Source organism: Stomatobaculum sp. (assembly GCF_057248925.1).
Genome location: NZ_DBHIHF010000018.1, coordinates 18,230 through 36,572, shown reverse-complemented (window position 1 = coordinate 36,572; position 18,343 = coordinate 18,230). Strand labels below are relative to the sequence as shown.

At 56.7% G+C, this 18,343-nt stretch carries 16 protein-coding genes; 11 read left to right on the top strand and 5 right to left on the bottom strand.

Annotation, left to right across the window (positions count from 1 at the left end):
* Positions 1–2: 2 nt before the first annotated feature.
* Positions 3–626 carry a class I SAM-dependent methyltransferase gene (locus ACO4XG_RS07750; protein ID WP_308509603.1) on the bottom strand — a complete coding sequence of 208 codons (624 nt, stop codon included), beginning with the start codon at positions 624–626 and terminating at the stop codon, positions 3–5.
* A gap of 96 nt (positions 627–722) precedes the next feature.
* On the opposite strand from ACO4XG_RS07750, the gene ACO4XG_RS07745 reads away from it, so the two are divergent.
* Both ACO4XG_RS07745 and ACO4XG_RS07740 read left to right on the top strand, forming a co-directional pair.
* Positions 723–938 (top strand): hypothetical protein, encoded by a 216-nt coding sequence (locus tag ACO4XG_RS07745; RefSeq protein ID WP_308509602.1) that lies wholly within the window; start codon positions 723–725, stop codon positions 936–938.
* 80 nt (positions 939–1,018) lie between these two features.
* Positions 1,019–3,214: a DEAD/DEAH box helicase gene (locus tag ACO4XG_RS07740; protein WP_308509601.1), complete on the top strand. Its 2,196-nt coding sequence runs from the start codon at positions 1,019–1,021 to the stop codon at positions 3,212–3,214.
* Between the two features lie 84 nt (positions 3,215–3,298).
* Here the strand turns inward: ACO4XG_RS07740 and ACO4XG_RS07735 are convergent, their stop codons facing one another.
* The 4 genes from ACO4XG_RS07735 to ACO4XG_RS07720 form a co-directional block, all read right to left on the bottom strand.
* Positions 3,299–4,390, bottom strand: a complete 1,092-nt coding sequence (locus tag ACO4XG_RS07735; RefSeq protein WP_308509600.1) for a cytidylate kinase-like family protein — start codon at positions 4,388–4,390, stop codon at positions 3,299–3,301.
* Positions 4,391–4,401: 11 nt separating this feature from the next.
* Positions 4,402–5,754, bottom strand: coding sequence for a sodium:proton antiporter (locus tag ACO4XG_RS07730; protein WP_308509599.1), 1,353 nt, complete (start codon positions 5,752–5,754; stop codon positions 4,402–4,404).
* A 179-nt stretch (positions 5,755–5,933) separates the two neighbouring features.
* The gene (locus tag ACO4XG_RS07725; protein WP_308509598.1) at positions 5,934–6,299 is read right to left on the bottom strand and encodes a metal-dependent transcriptional regulator; all 366 of its coding nucleotides are present in this window, start codon (positions 6,297–6,299) and stop codon (positions 5,934–5,936) included.
* A 185-nt stretch (positions 6,300–6,484) separates the two neighbouring features.
* Positions 6,485–7,429, bottom strand: coding sequence for a LysR family transcriptional regulator (locus ACO4XG_RS07720; protein ID WP_308509597.1), 945 nt, complete (start codon positions 7,427–7,429; stop codon positions 6,485–6,487).
* A gap of 201 nt (positions 7,430–7,630) precedes the next feature.
* On the opposite strand from ACO4XG_RS07720, the gene ACO4XG_RS07715 reads away from it, so the two are divergent.
* The 9 genes from ACO4XG_RS07715 (at position 7,631) to ACO4XG_RS07675 (ending at position 18,333) form a co-directional block, all read left to right on the top strand.
* Positions 7,631–9,049, top strand: coding sequence for an alanine/glycine:cation symporter family protein (locus tag ACO4XG_RS07715; protein WP_308509596.1), 1,419 nt, complete (start codon positions 7,631–7,633; stop codon positions 9,047–9,049).
* 26 nt (positions 9,050–9,075) lie between these two features.
* Positions 9,076–9,996: a glutaminase A gene (gene glsA, locus ACO4XG_RS07710; protein WP_308509595.1), complete on the top strand. Its 921-nt coding sequence runs from the start codon at positions 9,076–9,078 to the stop codon at positions 9,994–9,996.
* Between the two features lie 90 nt (positions 9,997–10,086).
* On the top strand, positions 10,087–11,922 hold the full coding sequence (locus tag ACO4XG_RS07705) for an ABC-F family ATP-binding cassette domain-containing protein (RefSeq protein ID WP_308509594.1): 1,836 nt from the start codon (positions 10,087–10,089) through the stop codon (positions 11,920–11,922).
* Complete coding sequence (locus tag ACO4XG_RS07700; protein ID WP_308509593.1) at positions 11,919–13,226, top strand: L-cysteine desulfidase family protein; 1,308 nt, start codon at positions 11,919–11,921, stop codon at positions 13,224–13,226. The genes ACO4XG_RS07705 and ACO4XG_RS07700 overlap by 4 nt, the downstream gene beginning before the upstream one ends.
* 17 nt (positions 13,227–13,243) lie before the next feature.
* Entirely contained in the window at positions 13,244–13,993 is a 750-nt protein-coding gene (locus ACO4XG_RS07695; protein WP_308509592.1) for a gamma-glutamyl-gamma-aminobutyrate hydrolase family protein, read from the top strand.
* Between the two features lie 22 nt (positions 13,994–14,015).
* Positions 14,016–15,401 carry an APC family permease gene (locus ACO4XG_RS07690; RefSeq protein WP_308509591.1) on the top strand — a complete coding sequence of 462 codons (1,386 nt, stop codon included), beginning with the start codon at positions 14,016–14,018 and terminating at the stop codon, positions 15,399–15,401.
* A 323-nt stretch (positions 15,402–15,724) separates the two neighbouring features.
* Positions 15,725–16,741 (top strand): 3-deoxy-7-phosphoheptulonate synthase, encoded by a 1,017-nt coding sequence (gene aroF, locus ACO4XG_RS07685; protein ID WP_308509590.1) that lies wholly within the window; start codon positions 15,725–15,727, stop codon positions 16,739–16,741.
* A gap of 18 nt (positions 16,742–16,759) precedes the next feature.
* Complete coding sequence (gene aroB / locus ACO4XG_RS07680) at positions 16,760–17,812, top strand: 3-dehydroquinate synthase (RefSeq protein WP_308509589.1); 1,053 nt, start codon at positions 16,760–16,762, stop codon at positions 17,810–17,812.
* A gap of 221 nt (positions 17,813–18,033) precedes the next feature.
* A complete protein-coding gene (locus ACO4XG_RS07675; RefSeq protein ID WP_308509624.1) occupies positions 18,034–18,333 on the top strand; it encodes a metal-sensing transcriptional repressor in 300 nt (99 codons plus the stop codon).
* Positions 18,334–18,343: the final 10 nt, after the last annotated feature.

Here is an 18,343-nt window from a genome sequence, read left to right as displayed (position 1 = left end):
CCTTATTTTTTTGCGAGCACCGTGAGCCAGGGCTTGGTTTTGTGGCGGAATATCTGCACCTCCGAGAAGCCCGCGGTCCGGAGCATGGTTTCCAGTTCTTCGGCGGTGTAGCAGTGCATGCCGTCTATGATGCGCTCGTACCGAAGGCTTTCGGCATCCGTCCCGTCTGACTCGTTGCAGATGAGGAAGCTGCCGCCGCATTTTAAGATGCGGTACACTTCAGCAAAGCACGCCGCGGGATCCGGCCAGAAATACACGGTCTCGAAGGCGGTTGCTAAATCAAAGCGGGAAGCCGCGAGGGGCAGAGACTGCACCGAAGCTTTGAGAACACGGCAGCGCCCTTTTACGATGGAGGGCTTATTATAGGCACGGGTGCGGCATACGGCGAGTGGGGAGTAATCGACTGCGTAGAGCTTTGCCATCGGATGGCGGCGCAGCAGTTCCCGCACATTGCGCCCGCCGCCGCAGCCCAGTTCCGCAATGACAAGCGGAGACAGACCCTCGATATGTGAGAGTCCCCAGTCGGAGAGGGCTGCGTGTCCCTGATTCATGGCATTTAACATGAGCTTCCCGAAAAAGCCCTCCGGTTTTCGGGTTTGCCCGATAAAGCGTTTGAATAAGCCCATTGTTTTGTCCTTTCGAAAGATGCTCCATTGTGTTAAATAGAACTAATTCAATTATAGGACGGTCTATTTCGGCTGACAAGACAGAAGATGTCGCAAATGGTATGCTCGACCTTCTGTGAGGAGAAAGTTGCCGGGCTTGCGGTGTTTGGTGTCGTTGCAGCTAAAATAGAACGCATCGAGGGAAATAGCAAATCTCCCATCTGCATGGCAAGAAAAAATCAGTTACAGCTTTATCTTTTTGAAAAACAGAGAAGTTTTAAAGATATAACTGAAGAAAATAGAACAGTCAGCTTGGGACAAAGCTATAACTGAAAGAGAGGAGCACCTTTGCTTCTTAGGCTGGTATACTAAGCACATCGGCAAAATCAAAACAGAGGAGTGTCCACAGGGGAATGAAACGCACATTTTCGTTTGCGGAAGCGAGGGAGTTACTGCAAAAGCACGAGCAGTGGGAAACAGAGCGCGGCATGCTTTCCGAAAAGGCGGAGCATTGTCGTGCGGTGGTAGAGGCGGCTGCGGATGCCTTTGTGGTCACGGAGACCATGAAGACGCTCAGGGATATCCCGGTCGAGGAGCTGAACCGGGCGCGGCGAGGTCTCTGCGTGCGTTTGCTTCGGGAGAGCGGGTATGCGAATTACGAAGATTTGATGCTGGCTTCGGAGCGGCAGCTTGCTGCCTTGAGCGGCATCAGCGAGGACGGCGCGACGCTCATTAAAGATGCGGTGGCGGAGACTGTGAGGCAGCTTAGACCCGGAATTAAGCTTCGGCTGAGCGCGGATAGGCGCACGGAAGAGACGAGCAACATTGTACTGGCGCTGTATCGCTACCGTGCGGCAGAGGGGCTCAGCCGGGATGCGCAGGCGCTCTCGGAGCGCTACGCTGCGGGAATCGGAAAGGCGATGAAAGAGCTGTCCCGCGGCAAGGGCTTTTTCCGTTGGCTCATCACGGGAAGAGCGGAGAAGGATGCCGCGAGCGAGGCTTATGTATATCTCGAGGAACTAGCAAAAGGGGCGTACGGGACAGAGCTCACAAGGCTCGGTGAAGCGCGGCGGGAACTGGAGGCTTCGAGCGCGGAAACGGCTTGGGACTCTTTCCGAACGCAGCCCATTGTATACAGCAATCTCCTCGAAAAGCTGGTGCCTGGTCTACTCGGAAACGGCGATGCGGTCTACGGCTTGCCGGAAGAGTTGGCGCGCGAGGTGGAGGCAGAGAAGCTCTTGCCGGAGGGCCTCTTCTGTGAACTTCGCCGCTATCAGGCGTGGGGGGTTAAGTACATCCTGCATCAGGGCAAGGTGCTGCTCGGCGACGAGATGGGCCTCGGCAAGACTGTGCAGGCCATTGCCGCCATGGTCACAATCCGCAATACGGGGGCCACGCACTTTGTTGTGGTCTGCCCGGCGAGTGTTCTGGTCAACTGGTGCCGGGAAATCACAAAGTTCAGTGACTTAAAGGCAATCAAGGTGCACGGTCCTTTGAGGCAGGCGGCGCTGGAAGACTGGATTACGGCAGGCGGTGTTGCGGTCACGAGCTATGAGACCGTACAACACTGGGAGCTCCCGGAGGACTTTGGCTTTTCCCTGCTCACGGTGGACGAGGCGCATTACATTAAGAATCCGGGGGCACGGCGCACGGTGCATGTGCGGAACTTGGCGCTTCGCGCGGAGCGTCTGCTCTTTATGACGGGCACGGCGCTTGAAAACCGGGTGGATGAAATGGTGGAGCTCATCGCTGTGCTGTGCCCGGAACTTGCGGCAGAAATCGGGGGCATGAAGATGCTGGCCTCCGCGCCCCGTTTTCGCGAATTGGTGGCGCCGGTCTATTACCGACGGAAGCGCGAGCAGGTGCTCACGGAGCTTCCGGAACTGGAAGAGCAGGAGAGTTGGTGTCAGCTTGGGGCTGCGGAACGGGCGCAGTATGAGGCGGATGTGCTCGGAGAAAGCTATCACGCGGCGCGACGGGTTTCCTGGACAGTCGGGGATATGTCGCAGTCTTCAAAGGCGCAGCGCCTCTTGGAAATCACAGAGGAGGCGGCTTCGGAGGGACGTAAAGTACTCATTTTCTCGTTTTACCTCGACACCATAGAGAAGGTGAGGGCGTTACTTAGGGAGCGCGTCATGGAGCCGATTACCGGCGCCATGACGCCCGCAAGGCGGCAGGAGGTGCTGGATGCCTTTGAAGCGGCGGCCCCCGGACAGGTGCTCGCGGCACAGATTGTGGCGGGCGGCACGGGACTCAATATTCAGACGGCGAGCGTGGTGATACTCTGCGAGCCGCAGCTTAAGCCTTCGCTCGAGAGTCAGGCAATCGCGAGAGCCTACCGCATGGGACAGGCGAGGAACGTACTCGTGTACCGTCTTCTCTGCGAGGACAGCATTGATGAGCGCATTATGGAATTGCTCGCGGAAAAGCAGGCGGTGTTCGATGCCTTTGCGGATAAGTCATCGGCTGCAGAGGAGTTTGAGCTCGATACCAAGACTCTCGGCAGGTTGATGGAGGAAGAGATTCGGCGCATCGAGGCCAAGCGGGGAAGCGAGGCGACGGTGCCGAGTGAGGAAGCGAAAGTTGAAACAGTCGAAGCGGAATCATGAATTCAGACACGAAAAAAGTCCCGGGAGCGATTTCGCTCCCGGGACTTTTGTATGAAATCCGATAGGCGAAAACAAAGTGTTGTTTCAGATACTGTCTGTCGCCTGTTTCGTCCGTCTTGCGAGCAGCTCGGCGTCGGCTTTCTCGACGAACTCCTGGTGGCGCGTTGCGAGTGCCTGCAAGTCCTCGCGGAGTCGCGCCTTAATCACGCGGATAATGAGTTCCTCGGACTCGTGGATACCGTAACTCGCCGAGTTGATGCAGAGGTCGTAGTGGACGGCGGAGCCCCACTTAAAGCCGGTGTAGCGGTGGTAGAAATGTTCGTGTGCCTTGTCCTCGCGCTTCACGAGTTTTGCGGCTTCCTTGAAGCTCAGCTCGTGCATTTCCATTAAGCGCTTCACGCGGCTCTCAAACGGCGCCGTGATGAAAATCGAGATGTGAGGGATGCCGGCGTTTTTCAGAATCACATCGGCCGAGCGCCCCATGACGACAAAGTCCTCTTTCCGCGCGAGCTCTTCGATGTACTGGCTCTGGTTGAAGAAGAGCGCATCGGCGGTCGGCAGGCCGTGGAAGCGGTTAAAGTTTGCTGTGAAGAGCTTTAAGCCGTGCGCGTGGCGCATCTCGTGCAGAGTCTCGACGATATCGTGTTTCTCGGTTGCCTCGCGCTTGGCCTGCAGGCGCTCCAGCACATCCTTGAAGATGGTCGCGTCGTAGTAGTTGATGTGCAGATCGTCCGCGAGCTGGAAGCCGATCTCCGTTCCGCCGCTGCCGTAGGAGCGGCCGATGCAGATCACAAGGTGGTCGTCCTTCGAGAAGGGCTTTGCGCCGGTCGCGAACGGATTTAAGAAGACGCGCTTCTGATCGGAAATATCACCCTTCGCGATTTCCTCTTCGAGCGCCTTGAGCGCCACAATAATGTCGTTGTACTCGGTGAGAAGCTGCTTTCTGGCGGCGCCTTCGGGCAGGGTGCGCGCCATGTTTCCGATCAGTGCCATATCGGAAAGAATCAGCTGTCCCTGCGGGCGGAGCGAGAGCTCGTGCTCGAGCACCGAGAGCACTTTTTCGCGGCTTCCGATCAGCGTGCGGCCGAGGGAAGAACCGAGTGTCTTGTAGACATTTTCGTCGAGCGTATAAATTTTTTCTGCCAGTGTGCGGCAGCGTGTTGTCAACTGTTCCATGCGCTACCTCCTTATAAGAAAAACACCAGGGTGTCAATCACGAAGACCGGCACCAGGAACGCGAGTGCCCAGCCGATGTAGCCGAAGAATGAGGGCATGTGAATACCGTTTTCGTCCGAAATCGCTTTGACCATGAAGTTCGGCGCGTTGCCGATGTAGCTGTTTGCCCCCATGAAGACAGCGCCGCAGGAGATGGCCTTCAGGAAAATGACCGGAATCGTGCCGACGGTCGTCGTGAGGCCGCTCGTCATGCCGAGTGTGCCCGCTGTGGTCAGGAAGACCAGGTAAGTCGGCGTGTTGTCGAGGAAGCTTGAGAGCAGGCCGGTCGCCCAGAACATCTGGAAGGGTTCGGTGATGCCGAGCTTCGGGCCCATTTCCTTGAGGATGATGAGCGCGGGCTGCATCGTGACGAAGATGCCGATAAAGAGCTCGGCGACCTCCTGGATAGCGCCCCAGGTAAAGTGGTTCGTGCGGCGAATCTCCTCGGGGGTGGTCTTGAAGGAAAGGAAGGCTGCCGCGAGAATCAGCACAATCTCAATCATGGTCGGGAAACCGAGCACTACCTCGCCGAGAATGTGAATGCCGCGGACGGTTCCCTCTGCGGTCCGGAACATCGGATTGCCGGGCAGTGTGCCGCCGAGCACCACTGCGACAATGATCATCAGCAGGAAGAGAATGTTGTGGGCACCGCGGAGTGAGAGTTCCGTGCCGGGCTTCGAGATGTCCGGGCGGTAGCCGAGCTTCACATCCTTCAGGTAATAGTGTTTGTCAAGCTGCCAGAAGACAGTGAGCAGAATCACCAGGTTGAAGACGAGTATCGGGAGCAGATGCAGGCTCCAGAGGAAGGGGACACCGCGCATAAAGCCCATGAGGAGCGGCGGATCGCCGAGCGGCGTCAGGCTGCCGCCCATGTTCGAAATCAGGAAGATGAAAAAGATCATGATATGCTGTTTCCGGCGTCTCCAGGCGTTAATCTTGATCATCGGGCGGAGCATTAACATCGAAGAGCCTGTGGTGCCGATCAGGCTCGACAGGAAGGTTCCGATCAGCAGGAACAGCGTGTTGACGAGCGGAGAACCGGCGAGATCGCCCTCAAAGGTAATATTACCGGCCACGCAGAAGAGGCCGAAGAGCATCACAATGAAGGAGAGGTAGTCGTTAAAGACGGTCTCCAGCACAGTCTCGGAAGCTTTCAGCGGACCGTACATCGCCGTAAACGGGACAATGAAGAGGAGGGACCAGAAGATGACCGCGTGGACGCGGTGCTTTTCCCACCACTCGCCGGCGACAAGCGGCACAATCGCAATGCTGAGCAACAGTCCCGCGAACGGGACGCACAGCCACAGTGGAATCGAAGTACTCATACACAAAACCCCTCTTTAATCTGTTTTTTTAACATTCAATGCGTATGCTAAAACGAAATCATAAAAAAGGCAAACCCTTTTCGGTGCAAGGGTATCGGCTTTTTGGACTTTGCTATTGCGGTACAATATAAAAGGACGAGATCCGGAAAGTGCCGAATCTCGTCTCATGTCGGTATAGGTTAAAGTCGTCTGCTACATTCCTTCAGGGCAGCAAAAGATTCGGGGCTCAAGTCGTGTTCTACCTTGCAGGCATCCCGCTCGGCAATGTCGGAGGGAACACCGAGTTTTACAAAGAGCTGTGTCAGTGTCTGGTGGCGGTCATAGATGCGGCTTGCAATCGCCTCGCCCTCTTCGGTGAGATAGATGAAGTTTTCGGCATCCATGCGCACCAGACCGTTTTCGCGGAGGTGCTTCATCGCGATGCTGATACTCGGTTTCGAGTATCCCATGGCATTTGCGATTTCGACGGAGCGCACATGTCCGTTCTCCTCGCGGAGCATCAGAATTTTTTCGAGGTAGTCCTCGGCGGATTCATGAATCTGCATGACAAAAGTCCTTTCTCGCGGCGAATTTGCGCTACGTTGTCTGTTCTTTTCTTTTATGAAACAATTATGTTTTTGCGAGTATAACACGCGAGAACAGTTAGAACAAGGAAACTTGTCAGTGAACGAGGCAAAATATTATGAGTTTGCACTAAACAAACGGAGCCGCGGCAAAACGTAGTCTGAATTTAACTCTCGGTTTCCGAAAGTGTGCGGTATTTTCGGATGACCTCCTCCTTGAATTCCTGTTCGAGCGGGGAGAGCACGGTATCCTTCCGGGTGATAATGCCGAAGGAGAGGTGCTCGGAACTCTTCAGAATCGGGACAGAAATCACCTGGTAGAGTTTGCTCTGGTCGGAGAAAGCGGCAATGCCTATGGTATAGAAAGTCGTGGTCTGAATGAGGCGCATCTGCTCCTGGCGATCGCAGACATAGATGATTTTTTGCGATTCGTTCAAGTCGATGAGACCGCTGTCGCTCGCGATGTGATAGATGAAGTCCTCGTACTGTCCCGCGTAGCGCACAAAGCCGTAGTCTTTCAGCTCGCGGATATCGATCGCCGCGGGCACCTTGCCCTGCAACACCGGGTGGTTCTCGGCGAGGCACACATAGGGGCGGAAGGTGGCGAGCGGTGTGAGGCTCAGCTTCTTGTCGGCAAAGCCCTGCAAGGTCATCTCCTGGTTGGTGGTCGAAAAGTGGAGGATGCCGATATCCGACTTGCCCTCTACGACATCGTTCAGAACATTGGAGGCGGAGGCCTCATAGAGATGGTAGTGGATGGAGCTGTCGGCCTGATGTCTGCGACAGATCTCGTTGAAGCACTCGGAGATATGAGAGAAGCGTGTCATGCTGACTTTGAGTCTCGACTGGGCGGAGGCCGCCTGTGCCACATAGCGGTTCAGCTTTGTCATCTCCGCGAGGATAATCTCGCAGTGGTGCAGGTAATCCTCGCCCTCGGGAGTGAGCCGGGTGCCGCGGCTTGTGCGCTGGAACAGCGTGAGGCCGCACTCCTCTTCGGTAATCTTCAGAATATGACTCAGCTGGGGCTGAGAGATGAACATTGCTTTTGCGGCATGGTTGATGGAGCCGTGCTTTGCAATGGCGACAATGTATTTGATATTATTTGCGTCCAAGCCTACCTCCCATTGGTTTTCTTGATAACATTATACAACATAAGACCCAAAAACAGAATGCCCAACAGTTGATATTTCTTTCGTGGATAGCTGTTATCGGTCTGAAAAATTTCCGCTTTACATACTTACATGCTAGACTGTATTAGTAAATGTGCACAAGTTGGGGTGGCGACAAAAAAACAGAATAGGGGGTTTCGCAACATGGTTATGCAGGTTTTGGATGCGATAGACAGCTTTCTGTACTATCCGGTCTTGCTGATTGTCATGGCGGCAGCGGGGCTTTATTTCACGATTCGCATGGGTTTCGTACAGGTGCGGATGTTGCCGGAGGGCTTGCGGGTGATGAAGGCAAAGCCGACGGACGGGAACGGCACTTCGCCTTTCCAGGCGCTGATGATCAGCACCGCGAGCTGCGTCGGAACCGGAAATATCATCGGTGTCTCGACAGCAATCTGCCTCGGCGGCGCGGGTGCGGCATTCTGGATGACAGTCATGGCGCTGATCGGTTGCGCGTCTTCGTTTACCGAGTGCACACTCGCACAGGTCTACAAGAAGAAGGCGGCGGACGGCACGAGCTACGGCGGCCCGGCGTATTATATTGAAGACGCCTTAAAGAGCAAGGGGTTCGCGACGATTTTCGTCGTCTTCCTGCTGCTCACCTACTCCTGTGGCTTTAACCTGCTCTGCTCTTACAATACGCAGTCGACATTCCAGACATACGGCTTCTATATGGCAAATCCGAAGCTCGCGGCGGGCATCATCGGCGCGGTGCTCGCGCTTCTGGTCGGCATCTGCGTGATGGGCGGCGGCAAGCGGATTGAGAAGACGGCGGCTTTCATTGTCCCGTTCATGGGCGTCGCTTACGTGGTGGTCACCCTGGTGGTTCTCCTCATGCATGCCGGCAGGATTCCGGCGGTCTTTGGCCGCATCTTCACCGATGCGTTCAACTTCCGCGCAATCTTCGGCGGCATTGCGGGTTCCTGTCTGGTCTTCGGCATCAAGAGAGGTCTCTACTCGAACGAAGCCGGTGTCGGTTCGGCGCCGAACGCAGCAGCGGCTGCGGTGGTTTCGCATCCGGCCAAGCAGGGCCTTGTGCAGATGCTCTCGGTCTATATCGATACGATTATCCTCTGCAATGCGACGGCGCTCATGTGCCTGGTCTCCGGCGTTGAGCCGACCGCGGAACTCGCGGGTGCGCAGTGGGTGCAGACTTCGCTCAAAGCGGTGCTCGGCGACTTCGGCCCGCTTTTCATCACGGTTGCGATGCTGCTCTTCTCGTTCACGACTTTGATCGGAAATCTTTACTACTGCGACAATGCGCTCGCATACTTAAACCATAAGACCATGCCTAGTCAGGGCTTCCTGAAGGGCTTCCGGATTTACGGCGTGATCGTGATTTTCGTCGGCGCTCTGCTCCCGATGGCAGCTGCCTGGGATATTGCGGACATCATGATGGGCGGCATGTGCTTACTGAACCTGGTGGCCTGCGTGTTGTTAAGCCGCGTCGCAATCGGCACCTATCACGACTATGTGGCACAGCGCAAAGCAGGAAAAGAGCCGGTGTTCCATGCAAAGGATATCGGTCTGAACCCCGATGAGCTGGATTACTGGAAGGATTGAGTTACGACAAGATAAGGGGAAAAATAATGGAACAGGATGTTCAACAGATTCTTGAGGAAGCGCTCGCAGAGGGCCAGAACGTACTGATTGAGGGAAAGGTTGCAAGCTACATTCCGGAGCTCGCAAAAGCGGATTCGTCGAACCTGGGCTGCTGCATTATGAATGCGGACGGCAGCATGTACAAGGCAGGCGACTACAATATTCCGTTTACCATGCAGAGCATCGCGAAGACCTTTTCGCTGATTCTTGCGCTGCAGACTTCGGGCTATGACCACACCTTCTCAAAGGTGGGCATGGAGCCGACCGGCGACCGCTTTGACAGCATACTCCAGCTCGAGTTAAAGGACTGGCGGCCGTTCAACCCGATGATCAATGCGGGTGCGATTGTGACGGCGGACTGCATTGCGGCGGCGGATCCGTTCGGGGAGTTCCTCACGCTGGTCAGAAAGCTCTGCGGCAATCCGAAGATTCAGTTGAACGAGAAGGTGTACCACTCCGAGAAGCGGACGGGCACCAGAAACCGCTCGATTGCCTATCTCTTAAAGAGCGATCACGTGCTGGACGGCGAGCCGGAGGACGTGCTGGATGTCTACTTCCGCATGTGCTCGGTCATGTGCACGGCGAAGGATCTCGCGCATTACGCGATGATTCTCTCGAACAAGGGCATTGATCCGAAGACTGGGGAGCGTCTCCTCGACGCCGATATTGTCCGCATCGTGACGACGCTCATGATGCTCTGCGGCATGTACGACGAGTCGGGTGAGTACGCGGTCAAGGTCGGCCTGCCCTCGAAGAGCGGTGTCGGTGGCGGCATTGTCGCGGTCGGGCAGAACGGCATGGGGATCGGTACCTTCGGGCCGATGCTGAACAAGAAGGGAAACAGCGTGGGCGGCGAGAAAATTTTACAATATCTCTCGGAGCACCTCGGCTACCACATCTTTGCATAAGTTCCGCCAAACAAAATTAAGGCTGTAAAAAATGCATCTTGCATTTTTTACAGCCTTTTCTATCACGGAGAGCTTTGTTATACTGAAATTATGAATACAATTGTCTCTGTTGAACATTTAGAAAAGGTTTATACGGCGCGGAAGCTTTTCGACGACACCGCCTGTTATATCGGGGAGGGCGAAAAGCTGGCGCTGATTGGCGTGAACGGAACCGGAAAATCCACCCTGCTCCGTATTGTGGCGGGGGAGGAGAGTCCGGACGGCGGCGAACTGATTGTACGAAAGGGGCTGCGGATTCGCTTTCTCTCGCAAAACCCGCGGTTTCTTACGGCGGAGACCGCGCTCGCCGCCTGCCTCCGCATTGCGGGGGGCGAGGTGAGCGGAGAAGATACGAGCGCGGCGGCAAAAAAACTGCTCGCCGCGCTCGGTGTCGGCGACGCGGAGGCGGTCTGCGATACGATGTCGGGCGGTGAGAAAAAGCGCGTGGCGCTCGCGGGCGTGCTTCTTCATCCGGCGGATCTTCTGATTCTCGACGAGCCGACCAACCACCTGGACGGCGAGACCGCGGAGTGGCTCGAGAACTACTTAAAGAACTTTCGCGGCGCGCTTCTCATGGTCACGCACGACCGCTACTTTCTCGATTCGGTCTGCACGCGCATTCTGGAGCTGGACCGCGGAAAGCTCTATTCCTATGATACCAATTATGAGGGGTTCCTCGCGCTGAAGGCGGAGCGTCTTGATATCCGACAGGCGAACGAGAGAACCAGACAGAGCATTCTCAGAAAGGAGCTCGCCTGGATGCAGCGCGGTGCGCGCGCCCGCGGCACCAAGTCAAAGGAGCGGATTGCCCGCTACGAAAAGCTCTCGGCGCTCTCCGGACCGGAAGAGGAAGCGGCGCTGCAATTTGCCTCGGCCTACTCGCGGCTCGGGAAGACCACACTCGCGTTTCACGATGTGAGCAAGGCCTACGACGGAAAATGCCTGTTTCGAGATTTCAGCTACCAGTTTCAGAAGAATGACAGGCTCGGTATCATAGGCCGAAACGGCGCGGGCAAGAGTACGCTCTTAAAGCTGATTACGGGGCTTTTGAAGCCGGACAGCGGCGAAGTCGAAATCGGGCAGACCGTGAAGATAGGCTACTTCAGCCAGGAAAACGAGGCACTCCCGGGTGAGCTCACAGTGATCGAGAGCATCAAAGAAATTGCGGAGTTTGTGCCGAGCCCAGAGGGACCGATCAGCGCGGCCAAGATGCTGGAGCGCTTTCTTTTCCCGAGCTCGCAACACTATATGAAGGTCGAGAAGCTCTCGGGCGGCGAGAAGCGGCGGCTGTATCTCTTGAAAGTCTTGATGGGCGCGCCGAATCTTTTGATTCTGGACGAGCCGACCAACGACCTTGATATCCGCACCATGACCGTCTTAGAGGACTATCTGGACAGCTTTGCGGGCATTGTGATCGCGGTGAGCCATGACCGCTACTTCCTGGACCGGACCGTGCACCGCATTCTGGCGCTCGAGGACGGAGTGATTTCGCAGTACGAGGGCGGCTATACGGACTATCAGGTCGAGAAGCTAAGGCGGGAAGCGGCCGGCGGCGAGAGCGGCAGCAGCGCGGAAAGTACGGTGAGCGCCGAAAAAGAGGCGAGCAAGCAGCGCGCCGAGGAGACGAGGCGGCAGAGAGCGCGCCGCATGACCTACCAGGAAAAGCAGGATTTTTTACACATCGAGGATGAGATTGCGGCGCTTGAGGCGCGCATTGCGGAGATTGAGACAGAGTATACCGCTTCGGCGAGTGACTTTCAGCGTCTCACCGCGCTCGATGAGGAGCGCGAAGAGGTAGAGGCAAAACTTCTCGAGCGCATGGAGCGCTGGGAGTTTTTGACGGAACTGCAGGCGGAAATAGAATCGGAAAAGGAAGCAAAGGCATGAGTGAATTGCGGCAGGAAGAAAAGGAACGCTACGCGGCCATTTTGCGGGAGGAGCTGATTCCGGCCATGGGCTGCACCGAGCCGATTGCGATTGCGTATGCGGCTTCGGTCGCGGGCAAAGTGCTCGGCGAGGAGGCACGTCGCATGGAGCTCAGCTGTTCCGGCAACATCATCAAGAACGTAAAGGCGGTCGCGGTGCCGAACGCGGGCGGACAGAAAGGTATTGCGGTCGCGGGTATTCTGGGACTTGTCGGCGGCAACCCGGAGAAGCAGCTCGAGGTCATTGCGGATGTGACGGACAGCGCGCGCGAAAAGACGCGCGAACTTGCGGCGGCGGGCTTCTGTAAGGTGCTCTTTGCGGAGAATGCGCCGAATCTCTACATTGCGGCGAAGGTCTTCGGCGATCATCATACGGCAGAAGTGATAATCGAGAAGAAGCACACCAACATCAGTCATATTTTCCGCGACGAAAAGGAGCTCGAACAGGATGAGGCGTCGCGCGCGGTCGAGGGCAATGTGTACAAGACGCCGCGCGATCACATGAATCTGAAGGGCATCATCGAGTACGCGGAGGAGGCCGATCTCTCGGAAGTTCGCGAGGTGCTGCGGCGTCAGGTGGAGTGCAATCTCGCGATTTCGCAGGAGGGCCTCGACAAGAACTGGGGCGCCAATATCGGCAGCACGATACTCGAGACCTTCGGCAGCGATGTGAAGTGTCGCGCCTGTGCGCGCGCGGCGGCGGGCAGCGATGCGAGAATGAGCGGATGTCCGATGCCGGTCGTCATTAACTCGGGCAGCGGCAACCAGGGGATCACGGTCAGTATGCCGGTTGTCGAGTATGCGCGGGAGCTGCAGGTCTCAGAGGACAGAATGCTCCGCGCGCTGATTGTGAGCAATCTGGTCTCGATTTACATCAAACACTATATCGGCGCCCTGTCCGCGTTTTGCGGTGCGGTTTCGGCGTCCTGCGGCGCGGGGGCCGGCATCAGTTTCCTCTGCGGCGGCGACTACGCGCAGATTTCCCGCACGATTACGAACACACTCGGCAATGTCGGCGGTATTGTTTGCGACGGGGCGAAGCCGAGCTGCGCGGCAAAGATTGCGAGTTCCCTGCACGCGGCGATTCTCGCACATCACATGAGCATGAGTAACCGCTGTTTCCAGGCGGGTGAGGGCATTGTCGAGAGCGATGTCGAGGAGACCATCAAGAACATGGGATATATCGGCAGAGTCGGTATGCGTGACACGGACAAGGAAATTCTGCGCGTCATGACCGACGAGGTCAATGTGGACGATTGCATCTGAGAAAGGAAGTGACAGACATGGAGAAGAGAGCGGTAATCGGTATTTCGACGGGACTTATTACGGACGACGGGGGCATTTTCCCGGGCTATCGCCGCATTTATGTGAATGAGGATTATATCAATGCGATTCTCGCAGCCGGCGGCGTGCCGGTCATGATTCCGATGAACGGCGACCGCGGGGCGCTTTCGGCGGTGGTCGACAAGCTGGACGCGCTGTTAATCACCGGCGGTGATGACATTGACCCGATTTACTACGGCGAGGAGCCGCACCGCGGCCTCGGCAAGATTGTGCCGGAGCGCGACAGCTATGACTTCACGCTCTATGAGCTTGCGAGAGAGCGCCATCTGCCGATTCTCGGTGTGTGCCGCGGCTTCCAGCTCATCAATGTCGCGGAGGGCGGCAGCCTCTGTCAGGATCTCGGCGAGCGTCAGGGGGAGACTCTGAAGCACTCGCAGGGACACAGCCCGCGTCTTGCAACCCACAGCGTGGCGGTAAAGGCAGGCTCGAAGCTCGCGGAGATTCTCGGTGTCACCTCTCACCGCGTGAATTCCTTCCACCACCAGACGGTGAAGAAGGTCGGAGACCCCTTCACCGAGGTCGCGACGGCGGCGGACGGTGTGATCGAGGCAATCGAGCTTCCGGGCGATGATTTTCTGATTGCGGTCCAGTGGCATCCGGAAATGCTTGAGCGTGTGGATCTGGTCATGCGAAAACTTTGGAGTGCATTCATTGCGGCGGGACAGCGGCATCAGACAGCGGAAAACTGAGCGAACGGGAAAGGCGGATTTTGTGAAAGAGAAGAGTCAAAAGTTAGGATTTTGGTCCATTGTTTTACTCACGATTAACGCAGTCATCGGAACCGGCATTTTCCTCTCGCCGGGCAGTGTAGCGAAACAGGTCGGTAGCATGGCGCCGGAGATTTATTTCTGTGCGGCGCTCTTTGCGGCGTGTCTCGCCGTGACCTTTGCGTCGGCTTCCCGCTATGTCGTAAAGAGCGGCGCGGCTTATGCGTACACGGAGGCGGCGTTCGGTGAGAGCGCCGGGTTATATGTCGGCGCAACGCGCTTTGTCTCGGCCAGCATTGCCTGGGGCGTCATGGCGACGGGTGTCGTGAAGACAGCGCTTCAGATTTTGCGCCTCGACACGAGCAAGATTTCCAATGTGACCCTCGGCTTCCTCTGCCTCATGGTCATTTTGCTCATCATCAACATCTGCGGCATGCAGGTGTTCCGCATGGTCTCAAACCTCTCGACCGTCGGTAAGCTCGGCGCGCTGGTGCTCACGGTGGTAGCGGGTCTCTTCCTGATTCTCACGACCGGTGTGAACCGCCTCGCGGAAGTCGAGTTTCTCACGAACGACGCGGGCGAGAAGTTAATCCCGGCGCTCACCACGAGCGGCTTCGTGACGGCTGTCATCTCGGCGTTCTATGCGTTCACGGGCTTTGAGAGTGTCGCGAGCGGCTCGGGAGACATGGAAAATCCGGAGAAGAACCTGCCGCGCGCGCTCCCGCTCGCCATCGGCATCATCGCCCTCATCTACTGCGGCATTGTCTTTGTCGCCATGCGGATTGATCCGGTGTCCCTGGTCACTTCGAAGGATGTCGTGGTGCTTGCGGCGGTCTTCCCGAACCCGCTCTTAAAGGGTCTCATTGTCGGCGGCGCGCTGGTCTCGATGTTCGGCATCAATGTCGCTGCATCCTTCCTGACACCGCGTGTGCTCGAGGCCATGGCTTCGGACGGACTGGTTCCGCCGATTTTCGCAAAGCGCACGGGCAGCGGCGTCCCGATTTATGCCTTCCTGCTCACCGTGGCGCTTGCCATTATCATCCCGATGGCCTTTCGGTATGACATGCGCGGCATCATGATTATCAGCTCGATCAGCCGTTTCGTGCAGTTTGTGCTCGTGCCGCTCGCGGTCATTACCTTCTACTACGGCAAGAACCGCGGCGAGGTGATTCCGAACCCGAAGAAAAACTTTGTGCTGGATGTTCCGTTCTCTCTGCTGTCTCTCGGCCTCACGGTCTTTCTGCTCGCGAAATTCAAGTGGGCGGCGCAGTTCTCGATTGAGGTGGGTGGCAAGACCGTGCCGAACTACTACGCAATCGTTGCCATGCTGATCGGCTATATTTTGCTTCCGGCAGGTGTCTACTTCTACCGCTCCCGCAAGAAGGCTTAATGCCGCGGGATAGGCACTGACAATCAAAAAAAGCTTGACCTCTCCCGCACATGGTGCTATATTCCCTTCAACAAAAGGGGACGCCATACGAGAGAGGTCTTTATTTTATGAGTCAGAAGTTCGCAGTCAACGGCTATTGGTACTTTTACTTTTACGGCTTTACGGTCTGAAAGTAAGAGTGCTTTTTGCTGCGAATTAAATTCCGAAATTTGAATTCGGGATGGGCGTTTTCGGGACGTCCGCGGTGAAAACACTTCACCGCGGACGTCCTTTTTTGTTCGAGTTACCCGCTGAACCAGGTATTGAAACAGAGGAGAGAGAGTATGATTATCATCATCAACAGCAAGACCAAGCCGGAAAAAGTAAACGATCTGGTAAACTGGATTGAGAGAAAGGGTCTCAAGACCCATATCACGGAGGGTGATTATCAGAATATTATCGGCGTCATCGGTGACACCTCCCGCATCGATGAGGATCAGGTGAAGAGCTTTGACATTGTCGAGGCTGTGAAGCGGGTCTCCGAGCCCTTCAAGCAGGCAAACCGCAAGTTCCATCCGCACGACACGGTGGTTGAGGTGACGCCGGAGGTCAAGATAGGCCACGGCAACTTCGGCCTGATTGCGGGTCCCTGCTCGGTGGAGAGCGAGGAGCAGATTATCTTTGTCGCGCAGAGCGTCAAGGCGGCCGGCGCAACCATGCTCCGCGGCGGCGCGTTCAAGCCGCGCACTTCCCCCTACGATTTCCAGGGCTTAAAGGCGGAGGGACTGAAGCTTCTGCTCGAGGCGAAGAAGGCGACTGGGCTTCCGATTGTGACCGAGATTATGAGCGCTGAGCACATCCCGCTCTTTGAGGATGTGGACGTGATTCAGGTCGGTGCGCGGAACATGCAGAACTTTGAACTCTTAAAGGAACTCGGCAAGCTGAATAAGCCGATTCTCTTAAAGCGCGGACTTGCGAATACGATCAAGGAACTCTTAATGAGCGCCGAGTACATTATGAGCTCGGGCAACGAGAACGTGATTCTCTGCGAGCGCGGCATTCGCACCTACGAGACGGCGACCAGAAATACACTGGACCTCTCGGCGGTTCCGGTGTTGCACGAGCTCTCGCACCTTCCGGTGGTTGTAGACCCGAGCCACGCGACGGGTGTGGCGCGCTATGTGAAGCCGATGGCCATGGCAGCGGTCGCTTCCGGCGCGGACGGCCTCATCATTGAGGTACACAACGATCCGCCGCACGCACTCTCGGACGGCGCACAGTCGCTGCGCCCGGAGCAGTTTGCGGATGTGTCCCGCGCGATTTCGCTGATCCGGAAGGCCACGATTGAGGCAAATGCCTGAGCGAAGAGGAGGAACGGTATGGAACAGGTTCTGGTGCGGGCCTCGCGGGTTTACGAGGTAATTATCGGCGCAGGCATGCTCTCGGAGCTCGGGCTTCGGACGGCGGCGCTGATTCGCGGGCGCAGGGCGGTCATTGTGACGGATTCCAATGTGGGACCGCTCTACGGTGAGCAGGCGGCCGAGACGCTCCGGCAGGAGGGCTTTTCGGTCGAGACCTTTACGTTCCCGGCGGGTGAGGCCTCGAAGAATCCGGGAACGCTCCTGGAAGTGCTGACCTTTTTTGCCAAGGCAGAGCTCACGAGACAGGATGTCGTGATTGCGCTCGGCGGCGGTGTGACAGGCGACCTTGCGGGGCTCGCGGCTTCTCTTTATCTCCGCGGTGTTCCTTGCGTTCAGGTTCCGACCTCGCTGCTCGCGATGGTGGACTCCTCGGTCGGCGGCAAGACAGCGGTCGACCTGCCGGAGGGCAAGAACCTGGTCGGAACCTTCACGCAGCCCTACCTTGTGCTCTGTGACAGCAAGGCACTCGACACGCTGGCGCCCGAAGTCTTTGCTGAGGGCATGGCGGAGGTTATCAAGTACGGTATGATACGGAGCCGTGAACTCCTCGACCTTCTGCTGAGCGATGAGGCGGCGGAGAAACTGGAGGACATCATTGCCCAGTGCGTGCGTTTAAAGCGCGATGTGGTCGCGGAGGACGAGCAGGATTTTGGCGAGCGCCAGATTCTGAACTTCGGACACACCCTGGGACATGCCATTGAGCGGGAGATGAACTATAAGCTTTTCCACGGCGACTGTGTCGCAATCGGTATGGCGATTATGACGCGGGCGCTGGTGCGGGACGGCCGCTGCCCGGAGAGCTGTGAGAAGATACTGGAGAAGCTTCTCAAAAAATATAAGCTGCCGAACAGCACGGAGCTGCCGAGCGAGCGCATCCTTGCGGCGGCACGCGCCGACAAGAAGCGCCGGGGCGAGAAGATTACGCTGATTGAGCCGAAAACGCTGGGCAACTGCGTGCTCGTGAAGACGGATTTTGCGGAACTCGCGCGGCTTCTGGAGTTGGGGCGCTGAGACGACAGCGTTTCGCGGGATAGCGGAATGACGGTGATAGCGGAAATAACGGAATACAGATTCAAGCGCAGCCAAAGCGGAGCCATCCGCTTCGGCTGTTTTTATTTTTGAACCGAAAACTTGACAGATACAGGGTGGGGGTATATTATAGCTGTAGTTCAAAGGTACCCCCCAGGGGTATTAATCGGGAGAGGAGGTGCAATGTGGCAGTGAACGAAGAGATGGCCTGTCCCCATTGCAGCGGCATGAAAAAGGTGCGGGACGGAGCTGAGCAGAGACAGCTCTTAAACCGACTGAACCGCATTGAGGGGCAGATACGCGGGGTAAAGAAGATGCTCGAGGAAGATGCCTACTGCATTGACATTCTGAATCAGGTTTCGGCGGCGAACTGCGCGCTGAACAGCTTTACCAAGGTGCTGCTCGCGGCACACCTAAAGTCCTGTGTCGCGGAAGATGTGCGCGAGGGCAACACGGAAAAGCTGGACGAGCTGGTCAGAACTCTGCAAAAGCTGATGAAGTGAGGCGGACGGT